A 16386-nucleotide genomic window follows, 5' to 3' on the forward strand; every position below is an offset into this window, starting at 1 on the left:
AAACCCGAAATGAAAGCTTCCGATATCAAGGCCACGCTGTCGTTCAGCAACGGTGGTGACAGCGTCGAACTGCCGATCTACAAGGGCACCGTCGGCCCCGACGTGATCGACATCCGCAAGCTGTATGCGCAGACCGGCATGTTCACCTACGACCCGGGTTTCATGTCGACGGCCGCGTGCCAGTCGGCCATCACGTACATCGACGGCGACAAGGGCGAACTGCTGTACCGCGGCTACCCCATCGAGCAACTCGCAACCAACTGCGACTTCCTCGAAACCTGCCATCTGCTGCTGTACGGCGAGCTGCCGGACCAGGCCAAGAAGACCAACTTCACCAAGCTCGTGACCAACCACACGATGGTCAATGAGCAGATGCAGTTCTTCCTGCGCGGCTTCCGCCGCGACGCACACCCGATGGCCATCATGACCGGCCTGGTGGGCGCACTGTCGGCCTTCTATCACGACAGCACGGACATCAACAATCCCGAGCACCGCGAGATCGCCGCGATCCGCCTGATCGCGAAGATGCCCACGCTCGTGGCCATGGCCTATAAGTACACCGTGGGCCAGCCCTACATGTACCCGAAGAACGAACTCAGCTATGCGGGCAACTTCCTGCACATGATGTTCGCGACGCCTTGCGAAGAGTACAAGGTGAACCCGGTGCTCGAGCGCGCGCTCGACCGCATCTTCATCTTGCACGCGGACCACGAGCAGAACGCATCGACCTCGACCGTGCGCCTGTGCGGCTCGTCGGGCACCAACCCCTTCGCGGCCATTGCGGCCGGCGTGGCTTGCCTCTGGGGCCCGGCCCACGGCGGCGCCAACGAAGCGGCGCTCAACATGCTCTACGACATTCAGAAGGAAGGTGGCGTGGAGAAGATTGGCGAGTTCATCAAGAAGGTCAAGGACAAGAACTCGAACGTCAAGCTCATGGGCTTTGGCCACCGCGTGTACAAGAACTACGACCCGCGCGCCAAGCTGATGCAGGAGACCTGCAACGAAGTGCTGACCGAGCTGGGCCTGGAACAGGACCCGCTCTTCAAGCTGGCCAAGGAACTGGAAAAGATCGCCCTGGAAGACGAGTACTTCGTGTCGCGCAAGCTCTACCCGAACGTCGACTTCTATTCGGGCATCGTGCAGCGCGCCATCGGGATCCCGGTGCCGCTGTTCACCGCGATCTTCGCGCTGGCCCGCACCGTCGGCTGGATTGCCCAGCTGAACGAAATGATCGGCGACCCCGAGTACAAGATCGGCCGCCCGCGCCAGCTGTTCGAAGGCTCGCCCAAGCGCGACGTCAAGCCCATCGGCCAACGCTGAAGGCGCCCCGACGCTCACCCTGGAAAGCTGCCCTCGGGCAGCTTTTTTGCGTCTTGGCTGACAGGGCCGGCGGCGCGGGGTCGGTACGTTGTGCATCGGAGGCCCGGCTTCGGGTCGCCTTTTTCAACGCCTTCAGGAGACCCGTCATGAAGCAAATTGCCGCGCTGATCGCCGTCGCTTTCGCACTCGCCGTCCCGCTGGGTGGCTGCAACACCTTCCGGGGTGCAGGCCAGGACATCCAGAAAAGTGGCGAAAAGGTCGAGGACGCCGCCAAGAAGCGCCAGTAGGCACTCCGGGCCTTCCGGCCTTTTGAAACTCGCGGGCTGGACTGGACGACAGCTCACGCTCCGCGCAGATCCAGCGCACGCCTCGCCCCTCGCTTCAGTGCGAGGTGCGGGGCGTGTTGTCATTTGGGGCGACTGAGACTCCTCGCCCCAGGGCAACAAACCCATCGCACATGACGATGGCAGCCTAGCCAAAACCCTGGGAAAATGGGCGAACTCATCGCCAGACGCGATGTCAACAAGCCCCATGAGCACTTCCGAACGCAACTTCGCCCGGCGCATCGACCTCACGTCGCTGCAGCTGTTCGTGGCCGTGTGCGAACTCGGCAGCATCGGGCGCGCGGCGGAACGCGAATTCATTGCCGCCTCGGCTATCAGCAAGCGGCTGTCCGACCTCGAAGCCACCCTGGGCACCGCCCTCCTCTACCGCCACGCGCGCGGGGTCGATCTTTCGCCCGCGGGCGAAAGCCTGCTGCACCATGCGCGTTCGGTGCTCTACAGCCTCGAGAAGATGCAGGGCGAACTCAGCGAATACGCCGAGGGCGTGCGCGGCCACGTGCGGGTGCATGCCAACATTTCGGCCATCGTTCAGTTTCTTCCCGAGGATCTGGGAGCCTTCACGCGCGAGCATGACGCGATCAAGATCGATCTCGAGGAGCACCTGAGCGCCGAGGTGGTGCGCGCGGTGCAGGAAGGCGCCGCGGATTTAGGCATCTGCCACGTTCCTGACGGTACCAATGAGCTGCAGACGCTGCCCTACCGCCACGACCGGCTGGCGTTGATCGTGCCGGCCGCGCATCCGCTGGCTGCACAGGGTCCGATCGATTTCAGCGCCTCGCTCGACTTCGACCACGTCGGCCTGCACACCAACAGCTCGATCTACGTGGCCATGCACCAGGCCGCCGTGGAGGCCGGCCGCAGCGTCAAGCTGCGCATCCACGTGACCGGGCTCGACGCCATGTGCCGCATGATCGACAACGGTTTGGGCATTGGCGTGATGCCGCAGCGCGCGTTCGAACTGCTGCAAGCGGGTATTGGCAGCCGCCTGTGCAGCGTGGCGCTGAACGACGCCTGGTCGAACCGCGAAATACGTCTGGTGGCGCGCGACTTCTCGACCCTGCCGGTGGCCGCTCGCACGCTGGTGAACCACCTGCACACGCCTCTGGCCGCTCACGATGCCGTCGAGCCGCTTTTCGCATAGCGCATCAGAAAACAAGACAATTCACCTCCCCACGAAAGCAAGAGACCGACATGGCACGCACGCTCTACGACAAGATCTGGGACGAACACGTCGTCCACACCGAGGAAGACGGCACCGCGATCCTCTACATCGACCGCCACCTGGTGCACGAAGTCACCAGCCCGCAGGCTTTCGAAGGCCTGCGCGTGGCCGGCCGCAAGCTGTGGCGCATTAGCTCGGTGGTGGCCACGGCCGATCACAACACGCCCACTACCGGCTGGGAACGGGGCTACGAGGGCATTGCCGACCCGACCAGCAAGGAGCAGGTCACCACGCTGGACAAGAACATTGCGGAATTCGGCGCCGCCGCATTCTTTCCGTTCCTGAGCAAGCGCCAGGGCATCGTGCACGTGATCGGCCCCGAATCGGGCGCTACGCTGCCCGGCATGACGGTGGTCTGCGGCGACTCGCACACCTCCACGCACGGCGCTTTCGGCGCGCTGGCGCACGGCATCGGCACCAGCGAGGTCGAGCACGTGATGGCCACGCAGACGCTGCTCGGCAAGAAGGCGAAGAACATGCTCGTGAAGGTCGAGGGCAAGCTGCCGCTCGGCTGCACGGCCAAGGACATCGTGCTGGCGATCATCGGCAAGATCGGCACTGCCGGCGGGACGGGCTACACCATCGAGTTCGCGGGCTCGGCCATTCGCGACTTGAGCATGGAAGGGCGCATGACGGTCTGCAACATGGCCATCGAAGCTGGCGCGCGTGCGGGGCTGGTGGCGGTCGACGAAAAAACCATCAGCTACGTCAAGGGCCGCCCGCTCGCTCCCACGGGCGTGGAGTGGGAACAGGCCGTGAGCTACTGGCGCACGCTGCAGTCCGATCCGGGTGCGCACTTCGATGCTGTGGTCGAGCTCGACGCGACGCAGATCCAGCCGCAGGTGACCTGGGGCACCTCGCCTGAAATGGTGGTCGACATCAACGGCCGCGTGCCCGATCCCGAGAAGGAAAAAGACGCGAGCAAGCGCGGCGCGATCGAGCGCGCGCTGGTCTACATGGGCCTCGAACCCAACAAGCCAATGAACGACATCTTCATCGACAAGGTGTTCATCGGTTCGTGCACCAACAGCCGCATCGAGGACATGCGCGAAGCCGCCGCCGTGGTGAAGAAGCTCGGCCAGAAGGTCGCAAAGAACGTGAAGCTCGCACTGGTGGTGCCGGGTTCGGGTGTGGTGAAGGAACAGGCCGAGCGCGAAGGCCTCGACGTGATCTTCAAGGCCGCGGGCTTCGAATGGCGCGAGCCCGGCTGCTCGATGTGCCTCGCAATGAACGCCGACCGCCTGGAGCCCGGCGAGCGCTGCGCATCGACCAGCAACCGCAACTTCGAAGGCCGCCAGGGCGCCGGTGGCCGCACCCACCTCGTGAGCCCGGCCATGGCCGCGGCCGCTGCCGTGCACGGCCACTTCGTCGACGTGCGCACCTTCGCCTGATCTGGAGACACACATGCAGAAATTCACCGTGCACAAGGGCCTCGTGGCGCCGATGGACCGCGAGAACGTCGACACCGACGCGATCATTCCGAAGCAGTTTCTCAAGTCGATCCGCAAGACCGGCTTCGGCCAGAACCTGTTCGACGAATGGCGCTACCTAGACGCCGGCTTTCCGGGCCAGGACCCGGCCAGCCGCAAGCCGAATCCCGACTTCGTGCTGAACCAGCCGCGCTACGCGGGCGCATCGATCCTCCTGGCGCGCAAGAACTTCGGCTGCGGGTCGTCGCGCGAACATGCGCCGTGGGCGCTCGACCAGTACGGCTTTCGCGCGATCATTGCGCCGAGCTATGCCGACATCTTCTTCAACAACAGCTTCAAGAATGGTCTCTTGCCCATCGTGCTGCCCGAGTCGCAGGTGGCGCAGTTGTTCGACGAGACCTTCGCCTTCCCCGGCTACACGCTGACCATTGACCTGGAACGTCAGGTGGTGGTGAAGCCCGACGGCGGCGAATTCGCATTCGACGTGCAGGCCTTCCGCAAGTACTGTCTCATCAACGGGCTGGACGACATCGGCCTGACGCTGCGCCACCAGGACAAGATCAAGGCCTTCGAGGCCGAGCGCCTGGCACAGAAGCCCTGGCTCGCGCACACGATGATTGCCTGATCGCCCTTCGCATTTCCGTTTTCAAACTTCAGACCAAATCATGAAAATCGCAGTTCTCCCGGGTGACGGCATCGGCACTGAAATCGTGGCCGAGGCCATCAGGGTGCTCGACGCGCTCGACCTCTCGTTCGAAATGGAATCGGCGCTCGTAGGCGGCGCGGCCTACGAGGCGCACGGCCATCCGCTGCCCGAATCGACGCTCAAGCTCGCGAAGGAGGCCGACGCGGTGCTGTTCGGCGCCGTCGGCGACTGGAAATACGACAAGCTCGACCGCCCGCTGCGCCCAGAGCAGGCGATCCTGGGGCTGCGCAAAAACCTCGGCCTGTTCGCGAACTTCCGACCGGCCATCTGCTACGAGCAATTGGTAGGCGCATCGAGCCTCAAGCCCGAGCTGATTTCCGGCCTGGACATCCTCATCATCCGCGAGCTGACCGGCGACATCTACTTCGGCCAGCCACGCGGCCGCCGCACGGCGGTGGACGGCCACTTTCCGGGTGCCGAAGAGGCCTTCGACACGATGCGCTACTCGCGCCCTGAGGTCGAGCGCATCGCCCGTGTGGCCTTCGAGGCCGCACGCAAGCGCAACAAGCGCGTGACCAGCGTCGACAAGGCCAACGTGCTCGAGACCTTCCAGTTCTGGAAGGACGTGGTGACCGAGGTCCACAAGGACTATCCGGACATCGAACTCGACCACATGTACGTCGACAACGCAGCCATGCAGCTCGTGAAGGCGCCCAAGAAGTTCGACGTGATCGTCACCGGCAACATGTTCGGCGACATCCTTTCGGACGAGGCCGCCATGCTCACCGGCTCCATCGGCATGCTGCCTTCGGCCTCGCTCAATTCGAGCAACCAGGGCCTGTACGAGCCCAGCCACGGCAGTGCGCCCGACATTGCCGGAAAAGGGGTTGCCAATCCTTTGGCTACAATACTGTCCGCTGCCATGATGCTCCGCTTTTCTCTCAACCAAGCCGAAGCTGCCGACCGTATCGAGTCGGCGGTCAAGCACGTGCTCGCCTCCGGGCTGCGCACGGGTGACATCTGGTCAGAAGGTACGAAGCGCGTCGGCACCCGTGAGATGGGCGACGCGGTCGTTGCAGCAATCACCAAAAAGACGATTACCGGCTAACCGCAGCCCGCTTCGTCACGCCCCTCCCCGGCTCGACGAGTCGGGGGCAAGAAAAGACAACTTTTTTCTTTCTTTTTATAGGGCAAACTGAAATGGCGAACGCATCTCAACCTCTGGTCGGCCTCGTGGGCTGGCGTGGCATGGTCGGCTCGGTCCTGATGGACCGCATGCAGGCCGAAGGCGACTTCGGGCTCATCGAGCCGCTGTTCTTCTCGACCTCCAATGCCGGCGGCAAGGCCCCGGCCATGGCGAAGAACGAGATCGCGCTGAAGGATGCGAACGACATCGACGCACTGAAGAAGTGCGACATCATCATCACCTGCCAGGGTGGCGACTACACCAGCGAGGTGTTCCCCAAGCTGCGCGCCGCCGGATGGAGCGGCCACTGGATCGATGCTGCATCCACCCTGCGCATGCAGGACGACGCGATCATCGTGCTCGACCCCGTCAACCTGCCGGTGATCCAGAACGCGCTCGCCAACGGCGGCAAGAACTGGATCGGCGGCAACTGCACTGTGAGCTGCATGCTCATGGGCGTGGGTGCCCTCTACAAGGCGGGCCTTGTAGAGTGGATGACCAGCATGACCTATCAAGCAGCCTCGGGCGGCGGTGCTCAGCACATGCGCGAGCTGCTCACGCAGTTCGGCACGCTCAACGCCGAAGTGCGCGGCCTGCTGGACGATCCCAAGTCGGCCATCCTCGAGATCGACCGCAAGGTGCTGCACAAGCAGCAGAACCTGAGCGCCGCCGAAACGGCCAACTTCGGCGCCCCGCTCGGCGGCTCGCTGATTCCCTGGATCGACAAGGATCTGGGCGATGGCATGTCCAAGGAAGAATGGAAGGCCGGCGCCGAGACCAACAAGATTCTCGGCCAAGGCGCGGGCTTCGGCACCGCCGCCGTGCCGGTCGACGGCTTTTGCGTGCGGATTGGCGCCATGCGCTGCCACAGCCAGGCGCTGACCTTCAAGCTCAAGAAGGATGTGCCGCTGGCGGACATCGAAGCGATGATCGCGGCCGACAACGCCTGGGCGAAGGTGGTGCCAAACACCCGCGAAGCCACCGTCAAGGACCTGACGCCGGTGGCCGTGACAGGCACCATGAACATTCCGGTGGGGCGCATCCGCAAGCTGGCCATGGGCCCAGAATACGTCGGTGCGTTCACCATCGGCGACCAACTGCTGTGGGGCGCAGCGGAACCGCTGCGCCGCATGCTGCGCATCTTGCTTGAAGCCTGATGGGGCGCTTCGGCTCTTCCCAGACCAAAAATGTTGCCTTATGGCAACATTAAATGTGTGCGTAAGTATGCGCGCACTGGGTAGAACGGGCGCACCGCCTTGTCAGCACCCGGTGATGATGCTAACGTCCTCTTACAATTTCTGGGCCTGAGCCGCCCCCTATCAGCATGACAAGACATCTGTTGCCCGCGGCCCGCCCATCGGCCGCTCGCCCCTCCCTTCCCATGAACGGCCTTCGCCTCTCCGTTCTGGGCGCAGCCGTTGCGGTGGTTCTGGGCATTGCCAGCACCGACGCCAGCGCCTTCGCGTTGGGGCAGTTGAAGGTGCAATCGGCGCTGGGCGAACCGCTCCGCGCCGAGATCGACGTGACCGAAATGGCTGCCGCTGATGCGGAAAGCCTGAAGATCAACGTCGCGAATGCCGATGCCTTCAAGAAAGCAGGCGTCCCTTACAACGCCGCGCTGAGCGACGTGAAGGCCACGCTGCAGCGCCGGGCCGGTGGTCAATACGTCGTCCGGTTGACCGGCACCCGACCGCTCAACGACCCCTTCGTCGACCTGCTGCTGGAAGCCAACGGTTCGACGGGCCGCATGGTGCGCGACTACACCGTGCTGCTCGATCCGCCCGCAACCCGCCAGGCGGCGCCGAGCGCCCCTATTGCACCCGCCACGCCGCAGATCAGCACGCCGGTTGAGCGTCCCGCCGCCGCAGCAGCCCGCGCACGCCGCGAGCGTGCGGCTGCTGCACCGGTGGCACCGATCACGGCTCCTCCGGCAGCGCCGGCGCCCGCGGCGGCCGCACCGCAAGCGCCCAGTGCCGCAGCCACGGCTCGCCCTGCTGGCAGCGGCGGCGAGCAGGTCACGGTTCAGCGCGGCGATACCGCCAGCAAGATCGCCGGCGCCTACAAGCCTGCCGACATTTCGCTCGACCAGATGCTGGTGGCGCTGTTGCTCGCCAACCCCGATGCCTTCGTCGGCGGCAACATCAACCGCATGAGAGCGGGTGCCGTGCTCGATCTGCCAAGCGCCGCCGAAGCCGGCGCCATCCTGCCCTCGGAAGCGCGGCGCACCGTCACCGCCCAAAGCCGTGATTTCGGTGCCTACCGCCAGCGCCTGGCCGAGAACGCGCCCACATCCAACGTGGCCGCCGCCAGCCGCAAGGCGACGGGCAAGCTGCAAGCCAATGTCGAAGACCGCAATGCCGCGGCAAGCGCGCCCGACAAGCTGACGATTTCGCAGGGCAACGCAGCCGCCCGCGCTGCCGACGAAAAGGTCGCGCAGACCCGTCAGGCACAGGACAGCAACAACCGCGTGGCGGAGCTTTCCAAGAACATCAACGAACTCGCCAAGCTCAAGGCCGCTACTGGCACCGCGGCACCGGCCACGGGTTCGGCGGCGGCCCCGGCAGCACCTGGCATTCCGGTTCCCAATCCAGGCGTGGCTGCCACCGCATCGCCGCCAGCAGTGGCGCCCGCCCCGGCTGCTGCGCCAGCGCCCGCCGCTGCTCCCGCCGTGCCTGTGGCGCCAGCCGCGACTCCGGCGGCTGCTTCGACACCGGCAACGCCGGCACCGGCCACGACGCCTGCGCCAGTGGCGGCAACACCGGCAACAACCGCTGCGACCGCTGCCACGGCACCTGCCGCTGTGGCAACTCCCGATGCCGCGCCAGCCGCTCCCGCAGCAGCAGCCAGCGCCGCTGCTGCCCCTGCACCCGCTCCCAAGCCGGTGGTCAAGGCAGCCCCGCCACCGCCCCCGGCGGAACGCAGCTTCTTCGAAGAATTGCTCGACAACCCACTGATGATTGCCGGCGCGGCGCTGATCGCCCTGCTGGTCGCGTTCCTGCTGTACCGCGTGCTGGGTCGTCGGCGCGAGGAAATGAGCGAAAGCGTGTTCCTCGAGAGCCGCATTCCGAAAGACTCGTTCTTCGGCGCCAGCGGCGGCGAATCGGTCGATACAAAGCATCGCGGCGACTCCAGCGTCTCGTCCCTGTCGTACTCGCCGAGCCAGCTCGACGCAGGCGATGTCGATCCCGTGGCCGAAGCGGACGTGTACCTGGCTTATGGCCGTGACCTGCAGGCCGAGGAAATTCTTCGCGAAGCCCTGCGCGTGAGCCCTGACCGCACGGCCATCCACCTCAAGCTGCTCGAGATCCATGCCAAGCGCCGCGACGTGCGGGCCTTCGAAGGCCTGGCAACCGAGGTGCACAAGCTGACCAACGGCAACGGATCCGACTGGACCCGTGTGGTCGACATGGGCAAGGACCTCGATCCTGGCAATCCGCTGTACGAATCGGGCTCGTCCCGTGGCGTGAGCCCGGCCGAGAGCGCCGCCTTCGCGGGCGCCCTGGCCTCGGCAGCCAAACCCGCTGCAGTGGTTGCGCCGGCACCCGCCGCGGCTCCCGTCGCCGTGGCGCCCACGCCAGCCTTCGTGCCCTCCGTCGCACCGCTGGACTTCGATCTGGACCTGAGCCAGCCTCCAGCACCCGCCCCGGCCCCGGTGAGCGCCAGTTTGCCGAAGGCAGCGTATGCAGCGCCCGCCGCCGCAGCCGCTCCCTTGTCCAACGGCCATGCGCATGCACCCGCTGCGTCAGTCGATCTGGAAAACGATTTCGACACGGCTCCCGGCGCGCTGTCGCCTGTGACCCGCCCCTCGGCACTGAACGAAGCCGACGATGCCAATACGCGTCCTGCCGCTTTGCGCGGCGGACTCCCGGCGGATTCGGGTTTCATCGAATTCGACATGAGCGCGCTGGCCGGTCTTCCCTCCCGTCCCGTGGCCGGCACCGCAGAGCCGACGCGGCCTGCCGCGATGTCCGAGGATGACGACGGCGACGGCGACGGCGACGACAGCCCCCATGCCGTCAAGCTGTCGCTGGCACGCGAGCTGCAGGCCATCGGCGACGTCGAAGGCGCCCGCTCACTGGTCGAGGAAGTCGAAGCTGAAAGCGCTGGCGACCTCAAGTCGCAGGCGAAGCAATTGCTCGCCGAGCTGCGCTAAGAAGCGGCTCTCCCCGTCCCTTTGATTCGTGAGGCTGGCGCTAGGCATCCGCTACAACGGCCAGGCGTACGAGGGCTGGCAAAGCCAGCGCTCGGGCCGCACGGTGCAGGACAAGCTGGAAGCGGCGCTCGGCAAGTTTGCCGCACAGCCTATCGGCACGCTGTGCGCCGGCCGCACCGATGCCGGCGTGCACGCGCTGATGCAGGTGGTGCACTTCGACACCGACGTCGAACGCGAACCCTTCTCCTGGATGCGCGGCACCAACCGCTATCTGCCCGACGACATCGCCGTGCAATGGGCGCATCCGGTTCCCGACGAATTCCACTGCCGCGCGAGCGCGCTGGCGCGCCGCTACCTCTACGTGCTGTCGCAGTCGCCGGTGCGGCCCAGCCTCGACTCCGGCCGCGTCGGCTGGTCGATGCATGCGCTCGACGGCGACGCGATGCGCGCCGCGGCAGCCCTGCTGGTCGGGCATCACGATTTCAGCTCCTTCCGCGCCTCCGCCTGCCAGGCGCGATCGCCGGTCAAGGACCTGCGCCGCATCGAGATCACGCGTGTCGGCGCGGGCGACCGCTGCCGCTGGCACTTCGAATTCGAGGCCGATGCCTTCCTGCACCACATGATCCGCAATCTGATGGGCTGCCTGGTGCGCATCGGCCGCGGCGACGAGCGGCCCGAGTGGATCGCCGAGGTGCTCGAAGCGCGCAGCCGCAAGGTGGCGGCGCCCACCTTCTCTGCCGACGGCCTGTATTTTCTCGGGCCGTTGTATGACGCCAAGTGGGGTCTGCCGGCCGAGGCCACATTGCAGGCTGGCGGTGCTGCTTATGATGGGCCGCCATGACGCTTCCCCGCACCCGCATCAAGATCTGTGGCCTCACGCGTGAGGCCGACGTCGATGCCGCGGTCGAGGCGGGCGCCGACGCCGTCGGCTTCGTGCTCTATCCCGCAAGCCCCCGCGCCGTGACGGCCGAGCGCGCCGCCGAGCTGGCGTCCCGCCTGCCCCCTTTCATCACCCCGGTGCTGCTGTTCGTCAACGAGGATGCTCTTGAAGTCATAGCATCTCTCGCCCGCGTGAAGGGCGCCATAGCGCAGTTTCACGGCGAAGAAACGCCAGAACAGTGCGAGGAATCCACCGGCCCGGGCCGCTTTCGCTACATGCGCGCCGCGCGCATTCCGCTCGGGGCTGCCGGAGCGGGCTTCGACCTCGTAAAATACGCGTCCGTTTACTCCCACGCCCAGGCCATCCTGCTCGACGCCCACGTCGAAGGTTATGGCGGTGGCGGCAAGGCATTCGATTGGTCACTTCTTCCACCCGCCGTCGACGCTCACCTCGTCTTGAGTGGTGGGCTCACACCTGCAAACGTGAGCGATGGCATTCGCATCCTGCGGACGCGCTGCAAGACGCTGTCCGTTGATGTGAGCTCGGGCGTCGAAATCGACGGACCCGGGAACAAGGGCCTGAAGGACGCCGCAAAGATCCGGCAATTCGTCGCAGCGGTCAGAGCCGCCGACGCTTCGTCCTTCTCCAGTTAGCCGCCGCACCCGATCGTGATTTCGGGCTGCGGCCCAACGATCGAAAACCATGCAAAGCAACTACCAGCAACCGGACGCCACCGGCCATTTCGGCAACTACGGCGGCACATTCGCGAGCGAAACGCTCACCCACGCCATCAACGAGCTACGCGACGCCTATGCGAAGTTCAAGGACGATCCGGCGTTCCTCGCCGAATTCCACTACGAGCTGAAGCACTTCGTCGGCCGGCCCTCGCCGGTCTACCACGCAGCGCGCACCAGCCGCGAGATGGGCGGCGCTCAGATCTACCTGAAGCGAGAAGACCTCAACCACACGGGCGCGCACAAGATCAACAACGTGATTGGCCAGGCGATGCTCGCGCGACGCATGGGCAAGCCTCGCGTCATTGCCGAAACCGGCGCCGGCCAGCATGGCGTGGCCACGGCCACCATCTGCGCGCGCTACGGCCTCGAATGCGTGGTGTACATGGGCAGCCAGGACGTGAAGCGCCAGAGCCCCAACGTCTACCGCATGAACCTGCTCGGTGCCACCGTGGTGCCGGTCGAATCGGGCAGCAAGACGCTGAAGGACGCGCTCAACGAGGCCATGCGCGACTGGGTGACGAACGTGGAAAACACCTTCTACATCATCGGCACGGTGGCCGGCCCGCACCCCTATCCGACGATGGTGCGCGACTTCCAGAGCGTGATCGGCACCGAGTGCATCGACCAGATGCCCGCCATGCTCGCGGCGCAGGGCATCACGGGCGAGGCCGAAGGCCGGCAGCCGGACGTGGTGGTGGCCTGCGTGGGCGGCGGCAGCAATGCCATGGGCATCTTCCACCCCTACATTCCATTCGCGGGCACCCGCCTGGTGGGCGTCGAGGCGGCAGGCGAAGGGCTCGACAGCGGCAAGCATTCGGCTTCGATCCTGCGCGGCAGCCCGGGCGTGCTGCACGGCAACCGCACCTACCTGCTGCAGAGCGAAGACGGACAGATCACCGAGACCCACAGCATCAGCGCCGGCCTCGACTACCCGGGCGTGGGCCCCGAGCATGCCTACCTGGCCGACATCGGCCGGGCCGAATACGTCGGCATCACCGATACCGAGGCGCTCGAAGCCTTTCACTATCTGTGCCGCACCGAAGGCATCATTCCGGCCCTCGAATCCAGCCACGCCGTGGCCTATGCCATGAAACTCGCAAAAACCATGCGGCCGGACCAGTCGATTCTGGTGAACCTCTCGGGCCGCGGCGACAAGGACATCGGCACCGTGGCCGACCTGTCGGGCGTCGATTTTTACGACCGGCCCTCGATGCGCGGCTTGAGCGTGAAGGGAGGCAAGTGATGAGCCGCATTGCCGCCACCTTCGACGCACTGAAAAAAGACGGCCGTCGCGCCCTCATCCCCTACGTCACCGCAGGTTTCCCCTATGCGGACATCACGCCCGAGCTGATGCACGGCATGGTCGCGGCAGGTGCCGACGTGATTGAGCTCGGCGTGCCGTTTTCCGACCCGATGGCCGACGGTCCGGTGATCCAGAAAGCTGGCGAGGACGCGCTGGCCATGGGCATCGGCATGAAGCAGGTGCTTGCCATGGTGGCCGCGTTCCGCCAGCAGGACACGGCCACGCCCGTGGTGCTGATGGGTTACGCAAACCCGGTCGAGCGCTACGACCTCGTGCACGGCAAGAAGGCCTTCATCCGCGATGCATCGGCAGCCGGTGTCGACGGCCTCCTGGTGGTCGACTACCCGCCGGAAGAATGCGAAGGCTTTGCCGCCGAACTAAAGGCTGCGAACATCGACCTGATCTTCCTCCTGGCGCCCACCAGCACCAGCGAGCGCATGGCGCAGGTCGCGCGCATCGCGAGCGGCTACGTCTACTACGTGTCGCTCAAGGGCGTCACCGGCGCGGGCCACCTCGACACCGAGGCGGTCGGCCAGATGATCCCGCGCATCCGCGAGCATGTGAACATCCCTGTCGGCGTGGGTTTCGGCATTCGCGATGCGCGCACGGCGCAGGCGGTGGGTTCGGCCGCCGATGCGGTGGTGATCGGGACGAAGATCATCCAGTTGATCGATGGGCAGCCGCGCGAAAAGGTGGTGCCCGTGGTGAGCGAATTCTTGGCCGGCATTCGCGAGGCGCTCGATGCGCTCCCCGCGGCTATCCCCAAGAACGCGGCTGGCCGATAATCGCGGGTGCCCTCACCCCCAAGCCCCTCTTCCGCATTGCGGGAGAGGGGAGCTAAATCCGGAGTCCTATGAGCTGGCTTGAAAAACTGCTACCCGCCAAGATCGCACAAACCGACCCGTCGGAGCGCCGCCAGGTGCCCGAGGGCCTGTGGATCAAATGCCCCGCCTGCGAGACCGTTCTCTACAAGACCGATCTCGAGCACAACCAGAACGTCTGCCCGAGCTGCAACCACCATCATCGCATCGGTGCGCGTCCACGCCTGGACGCCTTCCTCGATGCCGAAGGCCGCTACGAGGTCGGGCAGGAAGTGCTCCCCGTCGACGCACTCAAGTTCAAGGACAGCCGCAAGTACCCCGAAAGGCTCAAGGAAGCCCTGGAGAACACCGGCGAGACCGATGCGCTGATCGTCATGGGCGGCTCGGTCCACAGCATCAGCGTGGTCGTGGCCTGCTTCGAGTTCGAGTTCATGGGCGGCAGCATGGGCAGCGTGGTCGGTGAGCGCTTCGTGCGCGGCGTCGAGACGGCCATCGAGCAGAAGGTGCCGTTCATCTGCTTTACCGCCACCGGCGGCGCGCGCATGCAGGAAGGCCTGCTTTCGCTCATGCAGATGGCCAAGACCAACGCCGCACTCACCCGCCTCGCGAAAAAGGGCCTGCCCTACATCAGCGTGCTGACCGACCCGACCATGGGCGGCGTCTCGGCTGGCTTCGCCTTCGTGGGCGACGTGGTCATTGCCGAGCCCAAGGCGCTGATCGGCTTTGCCGGCCCGCGCGTGATCGAGTCGACCGTGCGCGTGACGCTGCCCGAGGGCTTCCAGCGCGCCGAGTTCCTGCAGACCAAGGGCGCCATCGACTTCATCAGCGACCGCCGCGAATTGCGCAAGACCATCGCAAGCACGCTCGCGATGCTGCTTCGCCAGCCCGCCGACGCAGTAAGTTAGGCTCGCCCCCAGGCTGCGCGGCACTTCGTGTCCGCTTCGCCCTCCCCCTACCGGGGGCAACACCTGCGGCCCGGCGAAGCCGGTTCCGCGGTGTTTCACGAATCAGAGCGCACTTGCGCAAACAAGCTCCAGTCGGCGCTTGGTTTTCTCAAGCACCGAGTCGATAAGCCCAGACCAGCAGGTTGCCCAGCACGATGGCAATCACCTGAAGCACCACGATGGCGGCCAGGGGCGACAGGTCAACGCCGCCAATCAGCGGTATGAAGCGCCGAAACGGCCGCACCAGCGGTTCCGCCAGTCGGGAAATCAGGTCGAGCAGCACCGGCGATGCACCCGGTATCCACGACAGCACCGCATAGACCACCAGCAGCGCCGTAAGGCCTGAAACGGCCAATTGCATCAGTCCCACGAGCGAGACCAGCGGCAAGGCCGCGACCCGCCCCAGGTTGCCGATCAGAAGCCACAGCAACAAGAACTTTGCGAGCACCAGCAGCCATGCGGCAATGAGGCTTGCCAGGTCCCAGCGCTTGACCGCGGGCACGATGCGGCGCAGCGGCATCACGATCCAGTCGGTGATTGCAAATATGAAGCGGCCGAGCGGGTTGCCGAACGGCACCCGGTGGTACTGCATATAGAGGCGCAGCAGGCAGGCGCCGCCGAGCAGGCCGACGATCACGTCGAGAAGGAACGAGGGGATCTGGTAGAGCATGGGGCGTGGTCGTGAGGGGAATGCGATGATAGCCATGCAAGGTTCCTCGATGACGACACAGCCCCTTCTTCATTCACTGCCATTGTTCCCGCTCGGTACGGTCCTGTTTCCGGACGGCGTTCTTCCGCTGCGTATTTTCGAGGTGCGTTATCTCGACATGATCGGCAAGTGCCGCAAGGCCGATGCGCCTTTCGGCGTGGTCAGCCTCACGAGCGGCAGCGAGGTACGCAAGGCGGGCGCCGACGCGGAAAGCTTCGCCGCCGTCGGCACGCTGGCCGTCATCCGCGAATTCGATTCGCCGCAGAGCGGCCTGCTGCAGATCGAATGCGTCGGCACGCAGCGTTTTCGAATCCGCAATACCGAACTGCAGAAATATGGCTTGTGGGTCGCTGAAGTGGAGGCGGTGCTCGAAGACGCTGCGCTCGAAATTCCGGACGACCTCCAGCACACCGCCACAGCATTGCGGCGCTTGGTGGAAACGCTCGAAGAGCGCCGCCGCGCGCAAGGGGCCGAAGCGGTGCGCCTGCCCGTCGGCGAGCCCTATCGATTCAACGATTGCGGCTGGGTGGCCAACCGCTGGTGCGAGCTGGTGCCGATGCAGCTCGAACTTCGGCAACGGCTCATGGAACTGGACAGCCCGCTGATGCGGCTGGAATTGGTCAGCGATCTGCTCGCACGTGCGGGCATCACTGAATAGGTTGCTACTTTTTCAATAGCGTTTCATACAGGA

Annotated in this window: 15 protein-coding genes; 14 read left to right on the forward strand and 1 reads right to left on the reverse strand. The window is 65.4% G+C overall.

Going from position 1 to position 16386, the window contains the following annotated elements:
- The first annotated feature begins 9 nt into the window (after window positions 1-9).
- From gltA to accD, 13 genes are all read left to right on the forward strand, one after another.
- Window positions 10-1320 carry a citrate synthase gene (gene gltA / locus J2X92_RS11555; protein ID WP_055804278.1) on the forward strand — a complete coding sequence of 437 codons (1311 nt, stop codon included), beginning with the start codon at window positions 10-12 and terminating at the stop codon, window positions 1318-1320.
- Between the two features lie 146 nt (window positions 1321-1466).
- A complete protein-coding gene (locus J2X92_RS11560) occupies window positions 1467-1607 on the forward strand; it encodes an entericidin A/B family lipoprotein (RefSeq protein ID WP_093018700.1) in 141 nt (46 codons plus the stop codon).
- Between the two features lie 244 nt (window positions 1608-1851).
- A complete protein-coding gene (locus tag J2X92_RS11565) occupies window positions 1852-2805 on the forward strand; it encodes a LysR substrate-binding domain-containing protein (protein WP_307575825.1) in 954 nt (317 codons plus the stop codon).
- 50 nt (window positions 2806-2855) lie between these two features.
- Window positions 2856-4277, forward strand: a complete 1422-nt coding sequence (gene leuC, locus J2X92_RS11570; protein WP_307575827.1) for a 3-isopropylmalate dehydratase large subunit — start codon at window positions 2856-2858, stop codon at window positions 4275-4277.
- A gap of 13 nt (window positions 4278-4290) precedes the next feature.
- Entirely contained in the window at window positions 4291-4941 is a 651-nt protein-coding gene (gene leuD, locus J2X92_RS11575) for a 3-isopropylmalate dehydratase small subunit (RefSeq protein ID WP_307575828.1), read from the forward strand.
- A gap of 40 nt (window positions 4942-4981) precedes the next feature.
- Entirely contained in the window at window positions 4982-6070 is a 1089-nt protein-coding gene (gene leuB, locus J2X92_RS11580) for a 3-isopropylmalate dehydrogenase (protein WP_055804262.1), read from the forward strand.
- A gap of 92 nt (window positions 6071-6162) precedes the next feature.
- Entirely contained in the window at window positions 6163-7305 is a 1143-nt protein-coding gene (gene asd, locus J2X92_RS11585) for an aspartate-semialdehyde dehydrogenase (protein WP_307575830.1), read from the forward strand.
- A 224-nt stretch (window positions 7306-7529) separates the two neighbouring features.
- Window positions 7530-10301, forward strand: coding sequence for a FimV/HubP family polar landmark protein (locus tag J2X92_RS11590; RefSeq protein WP_444875711.1), 2772 nt, complete (start codon window positions 7530-7532; stop codon window positions 10299-10301).
- Window positions 10302-10329: 28 nt separating this feature from the next.
- Window positions 10330-11142: a tRNA pseudouridine(38-40) synthase TruA gene (gene truA / locus J2X92_RS11595; protein WP_307575834.1), complete on the forward strand. Its 813-nt coding sequence runs from the start codon at window positions 10330-10332 to the stop codon at window positions 11140-11142.
- Window positions 11139-11834 (forward strand): phosphoribosylanthranilate isomerase, encoded by a 696-nt coding sequence (locus J2X92_RS11600; RefSeq protein WP_307575837.1) that lies wholly within the window; start codon window positions 11139-11141, stop codon window positions 11832-11834. The genes truA and J2X92_RS11600 overlap by 4 nt, the downstream gene beginning before the upstream one ends.
- A gap of 49 nt (window positions 11835-11883) precedes the next feature.
- Entirely contained in the window at window positions 11884-13161 is a 1278-nt protein-coding gene (gene trpB, locus J2X92_RS11605; RefSeq protein WP_307575838.1) for a tryptophan synthase subunit beta, read from the forward strand.
- Window positions 13161-14006 (forward strand): tryptophan synthase subunit alpha, encoded by an 846-nt coding sequence (gene trpA, locus J2X92_RS11610; protein ID WP_307575839.1) that lies wholly within the window; start codon window positions 13161-13163, stop codon window positions 14004-14006. The genes trpB and trpA overlap by 1 nt, the downstream gene beginning before the upstream one ends.
- A gap of 68 nt (window positions 14007-14074) precedes the next feature.
- Complete coding sequence (gene accD, locus J2X92_RS11615; protein WP_307575840.1) at window positions 14075-14947, forward strand: acetyl-CoA carboxylase, carboxyltransferase subunit beta; 873 nt, start codon at window positions 14075-14077, stop codon at window positions 14945-14947.
- A gap of 148 nt (window positions 14948-15095) precedes the next feature.
- Here accD and J2X92_RS11620 read toward each other — a convergent pair whose 3' ends face one another.
- On the reverse strand, window positions 15096-15656 hold the full coding sequence (locus J2X92_RS11620; RefSeq protein ID WP_307575841.1) for a YggT family protein: 561 nt from the start codon (window positions 15654-15656) through the stop codon (window positions 15096-15098).
- Window positions 15657-15705: 49 nt separating this feature from the next.
- On the opposite strand from J2X92_RS11620, the gene J2X92_RS11625 reads away from it, so the two are divergent.
- Window positions 15706-16353, forward strand: coding sequence for an LON peptidase substrate-binding domain-containing protein (locus J2X92_RS11625; RefSeq protein ID WP_307575843.1), 648 nt, complete (start codon window positions 15706-15708; stop codon window positions 16351-16353).
- Window positions 16354-16386 lie beyond the last annotated feature (33 nt).

This window comes from Variovorax paradoxus (assembly GCF_030811855.1).
Classification (GTDB): Bacteria; Pseudomonadota; Gammaproteobacteria; order Burkholderiales; family Burkholderiaceae_C; genus Variovorax; species Variovorax paradoxus_L.

Coding starts and splice junctions, on each gene's coding strand:
- J2X92_RS11565 (WP_307575825.1), top strand. CDS start 1,852: ATGAGCACTTCCGAACGCAACTTCGCCCGGCGCATCGACCTCACGTCG.
- J2X92_RS11620 (WP_307575841.1), bottom strand. CDS start 15,656: ATGCTCTACCAGATCCCCTCGTTCCTTCTCGACGTGATCGTCGGCCTG.
- trpB (WP_307575838.1), top strand. CDS start 11,884: ATGCAAAGCAACTACCAGCAACCGGACGCCACCGGCCATTTCGGCAAC.
- gltA (WP_055804278.1), top strand. CDS start 10: ATGAAAGCTTCCGATATCAAGGCCACGCTGTCGTTCAGCAACGGTGGT.
- J2X92_RS11590 (WP_444875711.1), top strand. CDS start 7,530: ATGAACGGCCTTCGCCTCTCCGTTCTGGGCGCAGCCGTTGCGGTGGTT.
- leuB (WP_055804262.1), top strand. CDS start 4,982: ATGAAAATCGCAGTTCTCCCGGGTGACGGCATCGGCACTGAAATCGTG.
- accD (WP_307575840.1), top strand. CDS start 14,075: ATGAGCTGGCTTGAAAAACTGCTACCCGCCAAGATCGCACAAACCGAC.
- J2X92_RS11600 (WP_307575837.1), top strand. CDS start 11,139: ATGACGCTTCCCCGCACCCGCATCAAGATCTGTGGCCTCACGCGTGAG.
- J2X92_RS11625 (WP_307575843.1), top strand. CDS start 15,706: ATGACGACACAGCCCCTTCTTCATTCACTGCCATTGTTCCCGCTCGGT.
- J2X92_RS11560 (WP_093018700.1), top strand. CDS start 1,467: ATGAAGCAAATTGCCGCGCTGATCGCCGTCGCTTTCGCACTCGCCGTC.
- asd (WP_307575830.1), top strand. CDS start 6,163: ATGGCGAACGCATCTCAACCTCTGGTCGGCCTCGTGGGCTGGCGTGGC.
- leuC (WP_307575827.1), top strand. CDS start 2,856: ATGGCACGCACGCTCTACGACAAGATCTGGGACGAACACGTCGTCCAC.
- trpA (WP_307575839.1), top strand. CDS start 13,161: ATGAGCCGCATTGCCGCCACCTTCGACGCACTGAAAAAAGACGGCCGT.
- leuD (WP_307575828.1), top strand. CDS start 4,291: ATGCAGAAATTCACCGTGCACAAGGGCCTCGTGGCGCCGATGGACCGC.